The following is a 16965-nucleotide window of genomic DNA, read 5'->3' on the forward strand; positions in this document are numbered from 1 at the left end:
CGACCAGCCACGGGCACCGAACGGTCGTGGCGCCTCGCACGGCACGGCCGACGGCCGCTACGCAGCGTGGCCCGCGCGGACCCGGACCCGGCGGTGAGCGATATACCGCTGAGTCATATTTATGCCTCTCAGGTATATCGCCCACCAGGCATACGCCCTCCCCGCCACGACACGCCTGCTGGCGTTCACCCGATCGCGGGCGTGGCGCGACTGCGGTCACCCGAAAGAGGTCACCGCCGCGCCGGGGCGCCGCTCACTCCGGCACCCGCCGGTACGCGCCGTCGCTGGCCGACGTCGCCATCGAGGCGTACGCGCGCAGCGCCGCCGACACCGGCCGCTGCCGGTCGACCGGGGTGTACGGCCGATCCCGCTTCTCCTCGGCGACCCGGCGCGCCTGGAGCACGTCGTCGGGAACGTTGAGCTCGATGGACCGGCCCGGGATGTCGATGACGATCTCGTCGCCCTCGGCGACCAGCGCGATCAGGCCGCCCGAGGCCGCCTCGGGGGAGACGTGCCCGATGGAGAGCCCGGAGGTGCCGCCGGAAAAGCGGCCGTCGGTGAGCAGCGCGCAGGCCCGACCCAGCCCCCGGCCCTTGAGGAACGAGGTGGGGTAGAGCATCTCCTGCATGCCGGGGCCGCCCTTCGGGCCCTCGTAGCGGATCACCACGACGTCCCCGGCGACGACCTGCTTGGCCAGGATCGCCGAGACCGCGTCGTCCTGCGACTCGTAGACCTTCGCCGGACCGCGGAAGGTCAGGCACTCCTCGGGCACCCCGGCGGTCTTCACCACGCAGCCCTCCGGGGCGAGGTTGCCGTACAGGATGGCCAGCCCACCGTCGGCCGAGTACGCGTGCTCCCGGTCCCGGACGCAGCCGCCGGCCGCGTCGGTGTCCAGCGACGACCAGCGGTTGGCGGTGGAGAACGGCTCGGTGGTGCGCACCCCGCCCGGGGCGGCGTGGAACAGCTCGACCGCCTCCGGCGTCGGCGAGCCGCCCCGCACGTCCCAGTCGGCCAGCCAGCGCTGCAGCGAGGGGGAGTGCACGGCGTGCACGTCCCGGTGGAGCAGGCCGGCGCGGTCCAGCTCGCCGAGGATGGCGGGGATGCCGCCGGCCCGGTGCACGTCCTCCATGTGGTACTGCGGCGAGTTCGGCGCGACCTTGGCCAGGCAGGGCACCCGGCGGGAGATCGCGTCGATGTCGGCCACCTGGAAGTCCAGCTCGGCCTCGCGGGCGGCGGCGAGCAGGTGCAGGATCGTGTTGGTCGACCCGCCCATCGCCACGTCCAGGGCGACCGCGTTCTCGAAGGCGGCCCGGCTGGCGACCGCGCGGGGCAGCACCGAGGCGTCGTCGCCGTCGTACCACCGCTTGGCGATCTCCACGGCGGTGCGGCCGGCCTCGACGAAGAGCGACCGGCGCGCGGCGTGGGTGGCCAGCGTCGAGCCGTTGCCCGGCAGCGCCAGACCGATCGCCTCGGTGAGACAGTTCATCGAGTTGGCGGTGAACATGCCGGAGCAGGAGCCGCAGGTCGGGCAGGCGGAGCGCTCGATCTCGCCGAGCTGGTCGTCGGTGACCGCCTCGTTGGACGAGGCGATCATGGCGTCGATCAGGTCGATCTTGGAGTGCACGATCCCCTCGATCGCCACCGTCTTGCCGGCCTCCATCGGCCCGCCGGAGACGAAGACGGTCGGGATGTTCAGCCGCAGCGCGGCCAGCAGCATCCCGGGGGTGATCTTGTCGCAGTTGGAGATGCAGACCAGGGCGTCCGCGCAGTGCGCGTTGACCATGTACTCGACCGCGTCGGCGATCAGCTCCCGGCTGGGCAGCGAGTAGAGCATGCCGCCGTGGCCCATGGCGATGCCGTCGTCGACGGCGATGGTGTTGAACTCGCGACCCACCCCGCCGGCCTCGGCCACCGCGTCGGCGACCAGGCCGCCGAGGTCCTTCAGGTGTACGTGACCCGGGACGAACTGGGTGAAGCTGTTGGCGATGGCGACGATCGGCTTGCCGAAGTCGTCGTCGGTCATCCCGGTGGCCCGCCAGAGGGCCCGGGCGCCGGCCATCGTCCGACCGTGGGTGGAGGTCCTCGACCGCAGCTCAGGCATGCATACCAGTCTGGCACCGTCCCGGCGGTGGCCCCCAGCGGTCCGAGCGTGTCCCAACAGATGCACACCCGGTGCTCCGCGCGGGGCACGGATCCGGCACAGTTGAGGACGTGCGTTTCCCCCCGGGCCTGGTCGCCGTCGCGCTCCCCAGCGCCCTGGTCGCCGTGACCGCCACCCTGCTGCTCGTCGGGTCGGTCCGGCGTCGCAGCGGCCCGGACCGCCGGCCGTACGCGCTGCTGGCCGCCGCCGGCGGGTTCGCCCTGGTCGGCCTGCTGGTCGGGGTGGGCCTGGTGCTCGGTGATCCGCACCACCCGCCGCACCCGGCCCGACTCACCGGGTGGCCCGTCCTGATCTCCGTCGCGGTGACGCTGAGCGGCCTGGCCGCCGCCGCCGGGCTGCTCCGCCTGCCGGGGGCGGTGGTGTCCCGGCCGGCGACCGCCCGGCTGCTGCTGGACGCGCTGATCGTCGCGACGGCCCTCTGGTTCGTCGGCTGGGTGCTCTTCTCCGCGCCGACCCGGCTGCTCGGGTCGGCCACCCCGGTGGCCTGCCCGGCGATCCTGCTGGCCACGGTCAACGCCGCGCTGACCGTCGGGGTGACCCTGACCGTGCTGCTGCGCGCCGCTCCGCCCCGGGGCCGGTTCGGGCTGCTCGGCGCCGGCATCACCGGCAACGCCGCCGGCGGGCTGGGCGTGGCCGGCGGGGTCTGCCAGGGCGGCCCGGGGATGACCCTGACCAGCGCCGCGCTGCTCGCCGTGGGCCTGCTGGCGGTCGCGCTGGCGGTGCACCGGGTCGAGGCGCCGGGGCAGGTCGACGTCGACCTGATCCGGCGGGACGGCGCGTACGCCTTCGTCCCGATGTTCGCGATGGCGGCCTCGGCGATGTACCACCTGGCCCAGGGCGGGCGCTTCGACGCGCTCGGCATCGTCGCCGGCAGCGTCGAGGGGTTCGCGCTGGTGGCCCGGCAGTACCTCACCCTCAACGACATGCGCGGGTACGCCGGCCGGCTGGCCGAGCGCGAGAAGCACTTCCGCGAGCTGGCCCACACCGACCCGCTGACCGGGCTGGCCAACCGGCGGGGCCTGCTGCGGGAGCTGCAACGCTGCGCCGACGAGGGCGTCGGGTGCGTGCTGCTCGGGCTCGACCTGGACGGCTTCAAGAACGTCAACGACATGCGCGGCCACGATGTGGGCGACATGGTGCTGGCCGAGGTGGGCCGGCGGCTGAGGGGCAACCTGCGCCCCGGCGACCTGGCCGCCCGGCTCGGCGGCGACGAGTTCGCCGTGCTGATGCGCGGCCGGTCGGCCGACGCCGACGTGGTCGCCGAGCGGCTGCTCGGGGTGCTCGGCCGGGCGTACGAGCAGTCGGGCGGGCCGGTCTTCCTCTCGGTGAGCATCGGGGTGGCCGGGCAGTGCGGCGATTCCGACTCGGTGACCCTGCTGCGCCACGCCGACCTGGCCCTGCGGTACGCCAAGCAGCGCGGCAAGAACCGCATCGAGCGCTACGACGGCACGCACGACCAGCTCCTGCTGCGGCGGACCCGGCTGGAGCACGAGATGCGCGGCGCGATCGAGCGCGACGAGCTGCGGCTGGTCTTCCAGCCGGTCGCCTCGCTGCCCTCGGTCCGCCCGGTCGGCGCCGAGGCGCTGCTGCGCTGGCACCACCCGGAGCTGGGCAACGTCCGCCCCGACGAGTTCATCCCGCTCGCCGAGGAGTGCGGGATGATCGCCAAGCTGGGCGCCTGGGTGCTCCACCAGGCCTGCTGGCAGCTCTCCCGCTGGCTGGCCGACGGCCACGACGTCTGGGTCTCGGTCAACGTCTCCCCGCGGGAGCTGCACGCCCCGGAGTACGTCGTCCAGGTGGCCGAGGCGCTGCGCGCCCACCACGTGCCGCCGCAGCGGCTGGTGCTGGAGGTCACCGAGCACGCCGTCGCCACCGACCTCGACGAGCTGATCCGGCGGCTGACCGCGCTGCGGCGCACCGGGGTGCGGATCGCGCTGGACGACTTCGGCGCGGGCTACTCGTCCCTCGGCCAGCTGCGCCGGCTGCCGATCGACATCCTGAAGATCGACCACAGCCTGGTCGCCGAGCACGAGCCGGTCCGCCCGGTGGACACCGACGGGCCGGCCTTCGCCCCGATGGTCGACATCGTCATGCGCCTCGGGCACCAGCTCGGGTTGGAGGTGATCGCCGAGGGCGTCACCACGCCGACGGAGCTGGCCGCGGTGGTCGCCGCCGGCTGCCGGTTCGGCCAGGGCGCGCTCTTCGGCTGGGGCGTGCCGGCCGAGCACCTGGAGGCGATGCTGGACGCCGCCACCTCGCCCGGCGCCCGGCCGGGGCCGCTGCCGGCCACGCCGCTCGCCGCTCGGCGGCCGGTGCCGGCGCCGCGCGTCGGTGGGACAGGATCCGCGCAGGTCGGACCGGTCGCCAAGCCCGGGGCAGGAGACGGTGTCCCCCGTTCGTGAACCAACATGTGGGATCAGTTGACTCATCGCGTGAGATGCGTCAGGCTGGTCCACATGTCGTCGATCCCGTCGCAGCGAGTACTTACCTGAGCGCACTCTCCCTCACCGAGAGTGCGCTGGCCCCGTGCATCTGCACGAGGGCCGTTTTTATTGCCGTCGGACTCCACCGGGCGGGCCCCGCCCGCGTCGCACGTGTCGAAAGAGCCTCCACCCTCCAGCCGAAGGCCTGAACCGCCATGACGAGACCCACGCCAGAGACACTCGCCCATTCCGCCCGGCGGGCGCGCACGGCCACCGAGCCGGCCGGCGACGCCGACCACACCCCCGCGCCGCGCGGGGCCGCCGCGGCCACCCCGGCCGTACAGCAGCCCGCCCCGGCCCAGGTCTCCGGGGCCGGCTCGCTCGTGCGGTCCCTCGAGGCGCTCGGCGTCGACGTCGTCTTCGGCATCCCCGGCGGGGCGATCCTGCCCGCGTACGACCCGCTCTACGACTCGACCGTGCGGCACATCCTGGTCCGCCACGAGCAGGGCGCCGGACACGCCGCCACCGGGTACGCGCAGGCCACCGGCCGGGTCGGCGTCTGCATCGCCACCTCCGGCCCGGGCGCGACCAACCTGGTCACCCCGATCGCCGACGCGTACATGGACTCGGTGCCGATGGTCGCGATCACCGGTCAGGTCGCGCGGCCCTCGATCGGCACGGACGCCTTCCAGGAGGCGGACATCCAGGGCATCACGCTGCCGATCACCAAGCACAACTTCCTGGTCCAGACCCCGGAGGAGATCCCGCAGGTGCTGGCCGAGGCCTTCCACCTGGCCTCCACCGGGCGGCCCGGGCCGGTGCTGGTCGACATCCCCAAGGACGTCCTCCAGGCGCCGACCACCTTCGCCTGGCCGCCCACCCTGGACCTGCCCGGCTACCGGCCGACCCTGCACCCGCACGGCAAGCAGATCCGCGAGGCGGCCCGGCTGATGGCCATGGCCCGCCGGCCGGTGCTCTACGTCGGCGGCGGCGTGCTCAAGGCCGGCGCCACCGAGGGCCTGCGCAAGCTCGCCGAGCTGACCGGCATCCCGGTGGTCACCACGCTGATGGCGCTGGGCGCGTTCCCCGACTCGCACCGCCAGCACCTGGGCATGCCCGGCATGCACGGCACCGTCGCCGCGGTGTACGGCCTGCAGAAGTCCGACCTGATCGTGGCGCTGGGCGCCCGGTTCGACGACCGGGTCACCGGCCAGCTGGACTCGTTCGCCCCGGACGCCACGGTGGTGCACGCCGACATCGACCCGGCCGAGATCGGCAAGAACCGGCACGCGGACGTGCCGATCGTCGGTGACGCCAAGCACGTCATCGACGAGCTGATCACGGCGGTCACTGCCGAGCGCAAGGCCGGCCACCGGTCCGACCTGGCCGACTGGTGGACCCAGCTGGACGACCTGCGCCAGCGTTACCCGCTGGGCTACGAGGAGCCGTCGGACGGCACCCTCTCCCCGCAGTTCGTGATCAAGCGGCTGGGCGAGATCGCCGGCCCGGACGCGATCTACGTGGCGGGCGTCGGCCAGCACCAGATGTGGGCCAGCCAGTTCATCTCGTACGAGAAGCCGGGCACCTGGCTCAACTCCGGCGGCCTCGGCACCATGGGGTACGCCGTGCCGGCGGCGATGGGCGCCAAGGTCGGCCGGCCGGACACGGTGGTCTGGGCGGTCGACGGCGACGGCTGCTTCCAGATGACCAACCAGGAGCTGGCCACCTGCGCGCTGGAGGGCATCCCGGTCAAGGTCGCCGTGATCAACAACGGCAACCTGGGGATGGTCCGGCAGTGGCAGACCCTCTTCTACGGTGAGCGGTACTCCAACACCGAGCTGGGCACCCACAAGCACCGCATCCCGGACTTCGTCAAGCTCGCCGAGGCGCTCGGCTGCGTCGGCCTGCGCTGCGAGACCGCCGAGGACGTCGACAAGACGATCGAGGCGGCGATGGCGATCACCGACGCGCCCGTCGTGATCGACTTCGTGGTCGGCAAGGACGCGATGGTCTGGCCGATGGTGGCCGCCGGCACCAGCAACGACGAGATCATGTTCGCCCGTGGCGTCCGCCCGGCCTTCGACGAGGACGAGATCTGATGACTCTGCACACCCTTTCGGTCCTGGTGGAGAACAAGCCGGGTGTCCTGGCCCGGGTCTCCGGCCTGTTCTCCCGGCGCGGGTTCAACATCGACAGCCTCGCCGTGGGCGAGACCGAGAACCCGGTCGTCTCCCGGATCACCATCGTGGTCAACGCCGAGTCGTCCCCGTTGGAGCAGGTCACCAAGCAGCTCAACAAGCTGGTCAACGTACTGAAGATCGTGGAGCTGGACCCGCAGGTCTCGGTGGCCCGGGAGCTGCTGCTGGTCAAGGTCCGCGCGGACCGCAACGCCCGGGCGCAGGTGCTGGAGACGGTCAACCTGTTCCGGGCCCGGGTGGTCGACGTCGCGCCGGACACGCTGACCATCGAGGCCACCGGCACCCCCGACAAGCTGGACGCGCTGCTGCGCGACCTCGAACCGTTCGGCATCAAGGAGATGGTCCAGTCCGGCACGGTGGCGATCGGGCGCGGCTCGCGCTCCATCACCGCCGGGCCCGCGCTGCGAGCCGCCTGACCACCGCACAAGTCCACGACGGGCCGCTCGGACCGCCGTACGAAAGGGAAGTCAATGAGCGTTGAGGTGTACTACGACGACGACGCCGACCTGGGCCTGATCCAGGGCCGCAAGGTCGCGGTGATCGGGTACGGCAGCCAGGGCCACGCCCACGCGCTGTCGCTGCGCGACTCCGGCGTCGACGTGGTGATCGGCCTGCCGGCGGGCTCGAAGAGCCGGCCGAAGGCCGAGGAGCAGGGCCTGCGGGTGCTCACGCCGGCCGAGGCGGCCGCCGAGGCGGACGTCATCATGATCCTGGCGCCGGACACCGCGCAGCGCGGCCTGTACGCCGAGGCGATCGCCCCCAACCTCGCCCCCGGCAAGGCGCTCTTCTTCGGCCACGGCTTCAACATCCGGTACGACCTGATCAAGCCGCCGGCCGACGTGGACGTGGCGATGGTCGCCCCGAAGGGCCCCGGTCACCTGGTCCGCCGCCAGTACGTCGACGGCAAGGGCGTGCCCTGCCTGGTCGCCGTCGAGCAGGACGCCAGCGGCACCGCGTTCCAGCTCGCCCTGTCGTACGCCAAGGGCATCGGCGGCACCCGGGCCGGCGCGATCCGGACCACCTTCACCGAGGAGACCGAGACCGACCTCTTCGGCGAGCAGGCGGTGCTCTGCGGCGGCGCGGCGGCGCTGGTGCAGACCGGTTTCGAGGTGCTCACCGAGGCCGGCTACGCCCCCGAGGTGGCCTACTTCGAGTGCCTGCACGAGCTGAAGCTGATCGTCGACCTGATGTACGAGGGCGGCATCGCCCGGATGCGCTACAGCGTCTCCGACACCGCCGAGTACGGCGATCTCTCCCGTGGCCCCCGGGTCATCGACTCCCGGGTCAAGGACGAGATGCGCAAGATCCTCGGTGAGATCCAGTCCGGCGAGTTCGCCCGCGAGTGGGTGGCCGAGGACGAGGCCGGCCGGCCGAACTTCGCCAAGTGGCGGGCCGAGGGCGCGGCCCACCCGATCGAGGAGACCGGCCAGAAGCTGCGCGCCATGATGAGCTGGGTCGACCGGCCCATCACCGAGACCGCCTGACGCGCGGCCCCGCCCCGGCGGGGCCACCGCGACGCGGCCCGCGCCCCGACGCTCTCCCCGGCGTCGGATCGCGGGCCGCGTTGGCGCTCGCGACCGTTGGCTCGCGACCGTCGGACCGACGGAAAGAAGCTGCGTCGCCGCCGAGCCGGCGGTCACCGCGGAAACTCCGATGCCCGTCGAGCCGGATGCCGCACCGTCATATTCATGCCGCTGAGGCATATCGCTCACAGTGTGTCCCGCGTCGGCGGCCGTCACGCTGCGTGCGATCTCAGGCGGAGGGATTCGGTCCGGGTCGGGCGGAGCGAACCGCCTCTGCCTCGGCGGCCGTCCGGTCCGCCCCGTGCTGGCGGCCGAGGCGGGCCAGGATCGCGGCGAGGTCGCCCAGCGCCCCGGCCAGCGGCAGCCGGTGGGCGTCGGGGTCCACGGCGAACAGGTCGCGGCGGACCGCCACGCCCTCCCGCAGCAGGTCGCTCGCCCCGAGCGGGTCCCCGGCGCCGTCGACCGCTCGGCCCAGCTCCACGAGGGTGTCGGCCATCAGGTCGCGGTAGCGGGGGTCGGCCCCGGCCAGCTTCCGGGCCAGCGCCACCGCCTCCCGGCCGGCGGCCAGGCCCGCCTCCGCCTCCGCCACCTCACGCGTCGCCGCCAGGGCGCGGACCAGCCGGGGCCACCACACCTCCGGCAGCTCCTCGGCGTACGCCCGGCAGACCGCGACCGCCTCCGCGACCGGCGCGCCGGCCGACGCCCGCTCGCCGGCGGCGATCCGCAGCTCCGCCAGGTCGAGCAGGGCCCGGACGAGCACGTCGTCGTCGACGTCGCGGGCCAGCTCGACCGCCTCGGCGAGCCGGTCGGCCGCCTCGTCCCGCCGTCCCGCCCGGGCGAGCAGCCCGGCGAGGGTGAGCAGAGCGTCGGCCAACCCACCCTGTCGGCCGCGCGGGCCGGCCGCCACCGTCACCCGCCAGCGGGCGACCGCCTCGTCGGCGCTCCGGTGGGCCTGTCCGGGGTCGCCCAGGGCGTCCTGACAGCAGGCCAGCATGCTCAGCACCCGGGCCAGTCGCGGCCGGGACGGTGGGTGCAGCCGGAGCCAGAGCGGCGCTGCCAGCTCGGTACGGACCTCGGTGACCAGCTCCGACGCCTCGGCGTGCCGTCCCGCCGCGACCAGCGACTCGGCCAACCCGATCGCCAGCTGGTGGCCGGCCGGGGCGTACCGGGCCCGGCGCAGCAGGGGCAGCGCCCGGTGCCGCGCCAGCGCCTCCCGCCGTACGGCCAGCGCCTCCTCCTGCCGGCCCAGCCTCGCCTGGCAGTCCCCGATCACGCCCAGCGTCAACGCCGAGCGCACCCGCTCGTCGGTGCCCCGGGGGCCGATCCGCCGCCAGATCGCCCGGGCGCCGAACGCCAGCGGCAGCGCCTCGCGTACCGCTCCGCAGGTGTGCAGGTGCACGGCCGCCAGCCGGCGGGCCTCGGCGAGCACGAGCAGCGCGGCGCGGTCGGTGGTGTCCTCGACGTACCCGATCGCCTCCCGGCACTGTGCGGCGGCCGACGCCGCGGTGCGGTCGTCCGGGACGGCGGCCTGCGCCACCAGGGCCCGGGCGAGGCTGGTGCGGTGCCGGCCGGGCTGCTGCCGGTCCAGCCGGCGGTAGAGCGCGACCGCCTCGTCGGCGGCGGCCGTGCGCCGGGCGGTGGCGGCGGCGCTGGGCCGGGTGCCCACGTGCTGGGACCGGGTGACCAACGCCTCGGCCAGCGGCGGGCCGAACCGGAGCGGCGCCCGCCGGGCCAGCCGGCGCAGCAGGGCGATGCGGACGGTGGGCGACACGGCCGGCTCCCTCCCCGTGAAGGTGCTGCGCTCCGTTGTAACCGGGCCGCGCCACCGGATGCGCCGGGTGAACGCGGGATGACGGGCGGGCTACGACGCTGTGTGAGGGCCCTCACCCCGCCGTCCGGGACACGTCGGGCATCGCGCCACCTACGATCCCTGGTAGGTGCGTAGCCGGCACCTGACCCGGCCATGGCACGGATCAGCGCAGGGCGCAGCGCGGCGTCCCGACGCCCCAGGCCGACCGCATACGACGTCTACGAGGACCGATGAATCCTGTCGTACTGATCGCCGAAGAACTCGCTCCCGCCGCCATCGAGGTGCTCGCCCACGACTTCGACGTACGCCACGTCGACGGCACCGATCGCCCGGCCCTGCTCTCCGCGCTCTCCGAGGCCGACGCGGTGATCGTGCGCAGCGCCACCCAGATCGACGCCGAGGCGATCGCGGCCGCGCCGCGGCTCAAGGTGGTCGCCCGGGCCGGCGTCGGGCTGGACAACGTCGAGGTGCCGGCCGCCACCGCGCGGGGCGTCATGGTCGTCAACGCTCCCACCTCCAACATCGTCTCCGCCGCCGAGCAGGCGGTCGCGCTGCTGCTCGCCGTCGCGCGCAACACCGCCGCGGCCAGCGCCGCGCTCAAGGCGGGGGAGTGGAAGCGGTCCAAGTACACCGGCGTCGAGCTGCAGGGCAAGACCGTCGGCGTGGTCGGCCTGGGCCGCATCGGCGTGCTCTTCGCCCAGCGCATCGCCGCCTTCGGCACCCGGCTCATCGCGTACGACCCCTACATCCAGCCGGCCCGGGCGGCCCAGCTCGGCGTCCGCCTGGTGGGCCTGGAGGAGCTGCTGCGGGAGAGCGACTTCATCTCCATCCACCTGCCGAAGACTCCGGAGACCGTGGGCCTGATCGGTGAGAAGGAGCTGGCCGTCGTCAAGCCCGGCGTCCGGATCGTCAACGCCGCCCGCGGCGGCCTGGTCGACGAGCAGGCCCTGGCCGACGCGATCGCCGAGGGCCGGGTCGCCGGCGCCGGCGTCGACGTGTACGCCAAGGAGCCCTGCACCTCCTCGCCGCTGTTCGCCTTCGACAACGTGGTGGCCACCCCGCACCTGGGCGCCTCCACCCACGAGGCGCAGGACAAGGCCGGGCTGGCCGTGGCGAAGAGCGTCAAGCTGGCGCTGCAGGGCGAGTTCGTGCCGGACGCGGTCAACGTGCAGGCCGGCGGCGTCGTCGCCGAGGACGTCCGCCCGCTGCTGCCGCTGGCCGAGAAGCTGGGCCGGGCCTTCACCGCCGTCGCCGGCGGGGTGGCCGCCAGCGTCACCGTCGAGGTGCGCGGCGAGATCGTCAACCACGACGTGTCGGTCCTCAAGCTCGCCGCCACCAAGGGGTTGTTCAGCTCGGTGGTGGAGGAGCAGGTCACCTACGTCAACGCGCCGCACCTGGCCGCCGAGCGGGGCGTCGAGGTGACCCTCGCGACGCAGGCCGAGACGGTCGACCACCCCAACCTGGTCACCGTCCGTGGGGCGTTGCCCGACGGCCGTACGGTCAGCGTCTCCGGCACCGTCACCAACACCGGCACCCGTGACGTCATCAAGCTGACCGAGGTGGACGGTTTCGACGTGGAGATCGGCGCGGAGGGCATCCTGCTCTTCCTGCGCTACGTCGACCGGCCGGGCGTGGTCGGCACCGTCGGCACCCTGCTCGGCGAGGCCGGCGTCAACATCGCCGCCATGCAGGTGGCCCGTCGGGAGGCCGGCGGCGAGACGCTGATGACCCTCACCGTCGACCAGGCGCTCGGGGCGGACCTGCTCACCTCGGCGGCCGACTCGATCGGCGCGACCTCGGCCAGCGCCGCCGACCTGCGCGACGAGTAGTACCCGCAGGCACGACGCAGAGGGGCCCGGCCGTCTCGGCCGGGCCCCTCGCCGTACGGCGGGTCAGCCCGCGACGCGGGACGGCGGCGGATAGACCGAGCCGTCCTGGGCGTCGAAGAGCATCAGGCCGTGCTGGCCGGCCAACCGCTCGATGTCGAGCAGCACCTGGTCCTCGCAGGTCGGCACGAGGTTCAGCTCGACGTGGTCGCCGGCCGCGTGCAGCGGTGCGACCTCCCACGGCGTACCCGGTCCGGCCGGCCGGTCGGGGTAGCTCGCGGTGATGGCCCGGTAGAAGGCGACGACCCGCGGGTCGGGGTGCCGGTCACCGTGGCGTCCCTCGCGGCACCGCCGCACCGCCGCCCGGACGTCCTCCGGCGTGGCCCCGTCAGGCAGGGCCCACACGCTCAGATCGAAACTCACGGCGGACAGCGTGCCATCCGCCGTTCACCGTTATGCAGCGGACCCGCCGACGACCGACTCCGAGGTGACGCGAGGTCCGTCCAAGACGGTCCGCTGTGGAGACTCTTGCGTCGAGTTGCGTCGATTCGCTAGCGTACCGGTGCGGTCGCCGGCCGAGTCGAGCGTTCGGCCCGTCTTCGGGTGACGAGGTCAGGCGTTCCGGCCGACCGGTCCGCACCCCTCGATTGCGCGAGCCACGCGCACTCGTCGCTGACCGGCCTCCACGGTCGTTGCCGAGACCGTGGGGGCCGATCGCGGGCCCGCCGACCGCGCCACCCGTGGACCCCCTCCACCGGTCGGCCGACGTGCCTCCGCCGCGCTCAGCGACGCCGGTGGGCGAAGAGCGCCTGATATCCCGAGCCGTTGCGGAACCAGGCCAGCCCGGTCGGGCCGGCCGCGTACAGCGCGGTGGCGTAGGCGTCCGCCACCGCCAGGTCGGGCCCGACGACGGTGGCGGCGACCAGCTGGTCGGCGGGTTCGCCGGTGTGCGGGTCGACCACGTGGTCCCGGCGGCCCGTCACCCCGGAGGTGCCGACCGCGCCGGCCGTCATCTCCAGCACCAGCGGCGGGCGACGCCCGTCGGTCGGGTGGTGCACCGCGACCCGCCAGGGCCCGCCGTGCGCGGCGTGACCCCGGACGGTGAGGTCCGCGCCGGAGAGCACGGCGTAGTCGTGGATGCCGGCGGCGCGCAGCCGGGCCGCCGCCCGCTCCACCGCCCAGCCGTTGAGCAGGCCGCCCGGATCGAAACCGCCGGGTACGGCCCAGGCGTCGAACCAGCCGTCGGTGGCGGCGCGCATCGCCGCGCAGCGGTCCACCAGGTCCGCCAGCGGCGGGTACGACTCGGGCGCGATCTCGCCCCGGCGCAGCCGGGAGACCAGGCTGTCGGGCCGGCCGGGGCCGTAGGTGAGGTCGATGGCGCGCAGTTCGGCGACGGCGTCGCGCAGCGCGTCCCCGACCAGCCGGCGCCCGACGTGCTCGGGGGCGTTGAGCAGCAGCGAGTACTCGGCGGTGCTGGTGCGTACGGTGTGCTGGACGGCGATCCGGTCGACGGCGGCGTCGCCGGCGCGGTCGACCCGGTGGCTGCTGGTGCCGAGCCGCAGGTCCGGCCGGCGCCGGCCGAACGCCGCCTGGTCCACCCACCGGGTGCGGGGCTGCTCGTTCGTCCCGGCCGGTCGGTACCGCTGGTCGATCCGCATGACACCGCTCCTTCGCCGACGGCGCCGCAGCACCGCGGCGAATCCCGTCACGGGCCCCCGTGACCCGTTCGTCATCGACCATAGGCAGCGGACATGACCGCACCATGAATGTCACCTGGAAGCCTCCTGAGCATCCGCATTTCCCGAATGTTGGACAACGCGTACCGGGAGGCGGGACGGCGACGTACCGTGCACGTGAACGACGAGGTGAGGAGCGCCAGGTGGCACGGATCGCGGTGGTGGCCGGGGACGGTATCGGACCCGAGGTGGTCGCGCAGGCCCTCAAGGTCCTCGACGCCGTGCACCCCGGGATCGAGACCACCCGCTACGACCTCGGCGCGGCGCGGTACCACCGCACCGGCGAGGTGCTGCCCGACGCGGTGCTGACCGAGCTGGCCGACCACGACGCCATCCTGCTCGGCGCCGTCGGCGACCCCTCGGTCCCGCCGGGTGTGCTGGAGCGCGGCCTGCTGCTCAAGCTCCGCTTCGCCTTCGACCAGTACGTCAACCTGCGCCCGTCGCGGCTCTGGCCCGGCGTGCCGGGCCCGCTGGCCAACGTCAAGCCCGGCGAGGTCGACCTGGTGGTCGTCCGGGAGGGCACCGAGGGGCTCTACGCGGGCGCCGGCGGCGTGCTGCACCGGGACACCCCGGCCGAGGTGGCCACCGAGGAGAGCCTGAACACCCGGCACGGGGTCGAGCGGGTCGTCCGGGACGCCTTCGCCCGGGCCGCCCGGCGCGAGCGCCGCAAGGTCACCCTGGTGCACAAGACCAACGTGCTGACCCACGCCGGTTCGCTGTGGGCGCGCGCCTTCGCGGCGGTGGCGGCCGAGCACCCGGACGTGACCACCGAGTACCAGCACGTCGACGCCGCCGCGATGTTCCTGGTGACCCAGCCCCAGCGCTACGACGTGGTGGTCACCGATAACCTCTTCGGCGACATCCTCACCGACATCGCCGCCGCCGTCACCGGCGGGATCGGGCTCGCCGCCAGCGGCAGCATCAACCCCGACGGGACGTACCCGTCGATGTTCGAGCCGGTACACGGCTCGGCGCCGGACATCGCCGGCAAGGGGCTCGCCGACCCGGTGGCCGCGGTGCTCTCCGCCGCGCTCCTGCTCGACCAGCTCGGCCACGCCGACGCCGCCGCGCGGGTGACCGCCGCCGTCGCCGTGGAGCTGGCCAACCGCACCCCGGGCGTACCGCTGCGCACCGAGGAGGTCGGCGACCGGCTCGCCGCCCACGCCGTGGCCTGACCGGCCGCCGGCACGCTTTACCGGTCCGCCTCCCCGGTCCGCCGGACCCGGGGCCGGGCCTTCTCGGCCCCGCCGTCGTCGCTGCTCCGCACACCCCCGCGGCGCCCCATCCGGGGCGTTCGATCCGCCGGGGCGGAGCTATCCGCTGAACGACCGTTCGGGGTAAGTTTCTGGCACCAGTGATTCGGTGTGCGGTCCCGCACGCCGTCGACCCGCAGGGAGGTCAGCGCGATGAGCGGTGGTGACAAGCTCGATTTCGAGATCCGTCCGAATCCCGCACCGGTATCCGCCGCCGACCGGGCCGCCCTGCTGGCCAACCCGGGCTTCGGCCGGGTCTTCACCGACCACATGGTCACCATCCGCTACGCCGAGGGCAAGGGCTGGTACGACGCCCGGGTCGAGGCGCGCGCGCCGATCCCGATGGATCCGGCCAGCGCCGTGCTGCACTACGCGCAGGAGATCTTCGAGGGGCTCAAGGCGTACCGGACGGCGGACGGCGCGGTCACCATGTTCCGCCCCGAGGCCAACGCCAACCGGTTCATCGCCTCCGCCCAGCGGCTGGCCATGCCGGAGCTGCCGGCGGAGACGTTCGTCGAGTCGCTGCGCCGGCTGGTCGAGATCGACCGGGAGTGGATCCCGGATGGGCCGGACGCCAGCCTCTACCTGCGGCCGTTCATGTTCGCCAGCGAGGTCTTCCTCGGCGTCCGCCCGGCCAACGAGTACCTCTACTGCGTGATCGCCTCGCCGGCCGGGGCGTACTTCGCCGGCGGGGTCAAGCCGGTCACCGTCTGGGTCTCCCCGGACTACACCCGTGCGGCGCCCGGTGGCACCGGCGCGGCGAAGTGCGGCGGCAACTACGCCGCCTCGCTGGCCGCCCAGGCCGAGGCGATCGAGGCCGGCTGCGACCAGGTGGTCTTCCTCGACGCGGTGGAGCGCCGGTTCGTCGACGAGCTGGGCGGCATGAACGTCTTCTTCGTCTACGACGACAACACCCTGGTCACCCCGCCGCTGACCGGCACGATCCTGCCCGGCATCACCCGCGACGCGGTGCTCACCCTGGCCGCCGCCGCCGGGCACCGGGTCGAGGAGCGGCCGGTCAGCTTCGCCGACTGGCAGGCCGACGCCGCCAGCGGCCGGCTGCGCGAGGTCTTCGCCTGCGGCACCGCCGCGGTGATCACCCCGATCGGCCGGGTGCGCTTCCCCGACGGGGAGTTCCTCATCGGCGGGGGCGAGCCGGGCCGGTCGACAATGGCGCTGCGCGAGCAGTTGGTGTCGATCCAGCGCGGCGAGGCCGAGGACCCGCACGGCTGGGTGCAGCGCGTCCTCTGACCACTCGTGCCGACCGCCGGCCCGCCGCCGTGTGCGGCGCGGCCGGCGATCGGGCATTGCGGGCGGCCGGGCGCGCCGCCGGCTAGTCGAGCAGGTGGTCGCGGAGAGCGGTGAGCTGGTCGTCCGTCACTCCGGCGTGGCGCAGGTAGCCCTCCACCGAGCCGTGCCCCTCCCGCAGCTCGGTCAGGAAGAGCGCCATCGCCTCGGCCGGCGAGGCCAGGAACGGCGGGGGCGGTTCCTCCGTGTGCGGGGCGGTGGCCGCCAGCCAGGCGCTGAACCGGGCCGACGCCTCGCTGCTCAGCGCGTAGTCCTCGGTGATGTCGGCGTCGCTCACGCCGAGCACCGAGAGGGTGAGCGCGCAGACGATACCGGTGCGGTCCTTGCCGGCGACGCAGTGCACGACCACCGGGGCGGTCGCGCTGTCGGCGATCAGCCCGACCGCCTCGGCCAGCCCGGCGGTGCCGGTCTGGGCGAGGTCGGCGTACCGGTCGGCGAGGTAGCGGGCCAGGTTGGACCCCGGCTCGTACCGGCGCTGCGCCCAGTCCGCGTGCTCGGGGTGGATGTGCCGGTAGGCGAGCCCGTCCAACTCCGGCACCCGGCCGTCCCGTTCCACCTCGGACGGTCGCCGCAGGTCGATCACGGTCCGGATGCCGAGGGCGACGAACGCGTCCCGGTCGGCCCCGTCGAGCCGGTGCGGTGAGTCGGAGCGGTAGAGCCGGCCCCAGCGGACGGTACGGCCGTCGTGGCCGGAGTAGCCGCCGACGTCGCGGAAGTTGAACATGGC

Annotated in this window: 12 protein-coding genes; 7 read left to right on the forward strand and 5 right to left on the reverse strand. The window is 74.0% G+C overall.

The window, feature by feature from the left end; translation table 11 throughout:
- Positions 1-253 precede the first annotated feature (253 nt).
- On the reverse strand, positions 254-2101 hold the full coding sequence (gene ilvD, locus ACTWM8_RS06900) for a dihydroxy-acid dehydratase (protein ID WP_446213084.1): 1848 nt from the start codon (positions 2099-2101) through the stop codon (positions 254-256).
- Between the two features lie 110 nt (positions 2102-2211).
- Here ilvD and ACTWM8_RS06905 point away from each other — a divergent pair, with 110 nt between their 5' ends.
- The 4 genes from ACTWM8_RS06905 to ilvC all read left to right on the forward strand — a co-directional run bounded on the left by ACTWM8_RS06905 (position 2212) and on the right by ilvC (position 8266).
- Positions 2212-4563: a putative bifunctional diguanylate cyclase/phosphodiesterase gene (locus tag ACTWM8_RS06905; RefSeq protein ID WP_446213085.1), complete on the forward strand. Its 2352-nt coding sequence runs from the start codon at positions 2212-2214 to the stop codon at positions 4561-4563.
- Between the two features lie 236 nt (positions 4564-4799).
- Entirely contained in the window at positions 4800-6683 is a 1884-nt protein-coding gene (locus tag ACTWM8_RS06910; protein ID WP_446213086.1) for an acetolactate synthase large subunit, read from the forward strand.
- The gene (ilvN, locus tag ACTWM8_RS06915) at positions 6683-7198 is read left to right on the forward strand and encodes an acetolactate synthase small subunit (RefSeq protein ID WP_446213087.1); all 516 of its coding nucleotides are present in this window, start codon (positions 6683-6685) and stop codon (positions 7196-7198) included. The genes ACTWM8_RS06910 and ilvN overlap by 1 nt, the downstream gene beginning before the upstream one ends.
- Before the next feature lie 54 nt (positions 7199-7252).
- A complete protein-coding gene (gene ilvC / locus ACTWM8_RS06920; RefSeq protein WP_088963576.1) occupies positions 7253-8266 on the forward strand; it encodes a ketol-acid reductoisomerase in 1014 nt (337 codons plus the stop codon).
- A gap of 268 nt (positions 8267-8534) precedes the next feature.
- On the opposite strand, the gene ACTWM8_RS06925 is transcribed toward ilvC, so the two are convergent.
- Positions 8535-10076, reverse strand: coding sequence for a hypothetical protein (locus tag ACTWM8_RS06925; protein ID WP_446213088.1), 1542 nt, complete (start codon positions 10074-10076; stop codon positions 8535-8537).
- A gap of 269 nt (positions 10077-10345) precedes the next feature.
- On the opposite strand from ACTWM8_RS06925, the gene serA reads away from it, so the two are divergent.
- The gene (serA, locus tag ACTWM8_RS06930) at positions 10346-11944 is read left to right on the forward strand and encodes a phosphoglycerate dehydrogenase (protein ID WP_154943335.1); all 1599 of its coding nucleotides are present in this window, start codon (positions 10346-10348) and stop codon (positions 11942-11944) included.
- Positions 11945-12007: 63 nt separating this feature from the next.
- On the opposite strand, the gene ACTWM8_RS06935 is transcribed toward serA, so the two are convergent.
- Both ACTWM8_RS06935 and ACTWM8_RS06940 read right to left on the reverse strand, forming a co-directional pair.
- Positions 12008-12364 (reverse strand): hypothetical protein, encoded by a 357-nt coding sequence (locus ACTWM8_RS06935; RefSeq protein WP_446213089.1) that lies wholly within the window; start codon positions 12362-12364, stop codon positions 12008-12010.
- A gap of 359 nt (positions 12365-12723) precedes the next feature.
- Entirely contained in the window at positions 12724-13599 is an 876-nt protein-coding gene (locus ACTWM8_RS06940) for an FAD:protein FMN transferase (RefSeq protein WP_446213090.1), read from the reverse strand.
- A gap of 221 nt (positions 13600-13820) precedes the next feature.
- On the opposite strand from ACTWM8_RS06940, the gene ACTWM8_RS06945 reads away from it, so the two are divergent.
- On the forward strand, positions 13821-14852 hold the full coding sequence (locus ACTWM8_RS06945; protein ID WP_446213091.1) for a 3-isopropylmalate dehydrogenase: 1032 nt from the start codon (positions 13821-13823) through the stop codon (positions 14850-14852).
- A 231-nt stretch (positions 14853-15083) separates the two neighbouring features.
- Positions 15084-16181 carry a branched-chain amino acid aminotransferase gene (locus tag ACTWM8_RS06950; protein ID WP_179803511.1) on the forward strand — a complete coding sequence of 366 codons (1098 nt, stop codon included), beginning with the start codon at positions 15084-15086 and terminating at the stop codon, positions 16179-16181.
- 82 nt (positions 16182-16263) lie between these two features.
- Here the strand turns inward: ACTWM8_RS06950 and ACTWM8_RS06955 are convergent, their stop codons facing one another.
- A complete protein-coding gene (locus tag ACTWM8_RS06955) occupies positions 16264-16962 on the reverse strand; it encodes a tyrosine-protein phosphatase (RefSeq protein WP_446214485.1) in 699 nt (232 codons plus the stop codon).
- Between the last annotated feature and the right edge of the window lie 3 nt (positions 16963-16965).

The sequence above is a fragment of the Micromonospora sp. IBSANI012 genome (assembly GCF_052814045.1).

What these genes read in the sequence shown, in the direction of transcription:
- ACTWM8_RS06950 (WP_179803511.1), top strand. Translation starts at nt 15,084, where the DNA reads ATGAGCGGTGGTGACAAGCTCGATTTCGAGATCCGTCCGAATCCCGCA.
- ilvC (WP_088963576.1), top strand. Translation starts at nt 7,253, where the DNA reads ATGAGCGTTGAGGTGTACTACGACGACGACGCCGACCTGGGCCTGATC.
- ACTWM8_RS06940 (WP_446213090.1), bottom strand. Translation starts at nt 13,599, where the DNA reads ATGCGGATCGACCAGCGGTACCGACCGGCCGGGACGAACGAGCAGCCC.
- ACTWM8_RS06910 (WP_446213086.1), top strand. Translation starts at nt 4,800, where the DNA reads ATGACGAGACCCACGCCAGAGACACTCGCCCATTCCGCCCGGCGGGCG.
- ilvN (WP_446213087.1), top strand. Translation starts at nt 6,683, where the DNA reads ATGACTCTGCACACCCTTTCGGTCCTGGTGGAGAACAAGCCGGGTGTC.
- ilvD (WP_446213084.1), bottom strand. Translation starts at nt 2,101, where the DNA reads ATGCCTGAGCTGCGGTCGAGGACCTCCACCCACGGTCGGACGATGGCC.
- serA (WP_154943335.1), top strand. Translation starts at nt 10,346, where the DNA reads ATGAATCCTGTCGTACTGATCGCCGAAGAACTCGCTCCCGCCGCCATC.
- ACTWM8_RS06955 (WP_446214485.1), bottom strand. Translation starts at nt 16,962, where the DNA reads ATGTTCAACTTCCGCGACGTCGGCGGCTACTCCGGCCACGACGGCCGT.